The sequence below is a fragment of the Caulobacter sp. P1_B12_2 genome, assembly GCF_056406675.1.
The window spans coordinates 1-1,447 of record NZ_JBFTZS010000710.1 but is presented as its reverse complement, the minus strand read 5'-3'; the positions used below and the strand labels follow the sequence as shown (position 1 = coordinate 1,447).

Below are 1,447 nucleotides of genomic sequence, written 5' to 3'. Positions count from 1 at the left end.
GACCAGATCGCCGACAGAGCTTCCCGCTCGATCGCCCCCCGCCGCCGCATCGGTCGCTGGCCATGCGCCCTTTCCCYGCGTCGAGGTGAGWYAAGGATACGSSCGGTTTGGAGAGTGGGGACAAGATCGGGTCGAGAAAGTTCAGGGCGTTGAAATCGCCGGGGTTTGTTCGCCCTACGTTGAGCGTAAGCCGCTCGAAACCCTCTCCCCTCCGGGACAGGGTGAAGGAAAGGCGCATTCCGCCTTGAGAGCATGTCCCCGCCAAAACGCAAAAATCCCGGAGCGGCCCCTCAGCCGTCCGGGATCTTTTCCAGTCCTCGCCGTGAGGCCGAAATCCTCGAAGCGCCTTTGTCCCGAGGACTAGGGGCGCGAGAATTCCTACCGCCGACCCGGCATCCCAGGTCCCGAAGCTCGCGCTTCCAGGGACGAGGGCGGCCCCACGGGCGTGGGGACTAGATGTAGCGGCGCAGCGAGCGGGCCAGTTCGGTGGCGCCGGCCTTCTTCTTGGTCTGCTGCGGCTGGTAGGCGATGCGGGCGTGTTCGCCGCAATAGGGGCCTTCCGACGACCGGCGGCCGCAGAAGGTGAAGCCGTCGGTCGACGGATCGCCGATCGGCCACTTGCACATGTGGGCGCCCAGGGTCAGCACGGTGGCCGAACCCGGCTCCTCGGCGCGGAACGCCGGGACCGAAGGCTGCTGGGCCACGGCCGGGAGGGCCGCCGGCTCGGCGGCGATCACCCGGCGCGGCGCCGAGGGCATCGTCGTAGCGGCCGGACGCGCCGGACGCGGGGCCTTGAAGGCCGGGCGCGCCGGTTGCGAGGGGGCCGCGCGGCCCGACAGGCCCAGRCGGTGCACCTTGCCGATCACGGCGTTGCGCGTGACGCCGCCGAGCTGTTTGGCGATCTGACTGGCGGACAGGCCGTCCAGCCAAAGCTTCTTCAAGGTGGTGACCCGTTCGTCAGTCCAGCTCATTGCCCATCTCCGCCTTAAAAAAGAGTCCGAAGCGGGTTTCCCCGACTCGCCTCGACCTCTACATCTGGTGTACGAACGGCCCCGCCGGCCGCTCGCCTACCAGATAGTGTAAAGAATACGTYAAAACACACAATAGGCGCCATACGCTCTGTCCACAGAAACAACATATTGATTCTGTCGGAGCGCCGCTTGCGCCGGAACCGCCTCGGGCGCACATGCGCAGGCAGTTTGCCAAGACCCCCCAGGACGCCAGGCTCATGAAAGACGTGACGGACGCCGTCATCCCCCCGCAGCCGCGCGACTATCACGGCTGGAACTGGAGCGGGTTCTTCACCCTGTACCAGCGCGAGATCCGCCGCTTCTGGAAGGTGGGCACCCAGACCGTCGCCGCCCCGGTGGTGACGACCTTGCTCTACATGCTGGTGTTCGTGGTGGCCGTGGGCGGCAGCCGCCCGGCGGTGGGCGGCGTGACCTCT

At 67.2% G+C, this 1,447-nt stretch carries 1 protein-coding gene and 1 pseudogene; one reads left to right on the top strand and one right to left on the bottom strand.

Annotated elements, in window-relative coordinates:
- Window positions 1–452: 452 nt before the first annotated feature.
- Entirely contained in the window at window positions 453–971 is a 519-nt protein-coding gene (gcrA, locus tag AC1DZ6_RS25120; RefSeq protein WP_018113364.1) for a cell cycle sigma 70 cofactor GcrA, read from the bottom strand.
- A gap of 257 nt (window positions 972–1,228) precedes the next feature.
- Here gcrA and AC1DZ6_RS25115 point away from each other — a divergent pair.
- A pseudogene (locus AC1DZ6_RS25115) lies at window positions 1,229–1,447 on the top strand (ABC transporter permease); the annotation flags it as partial.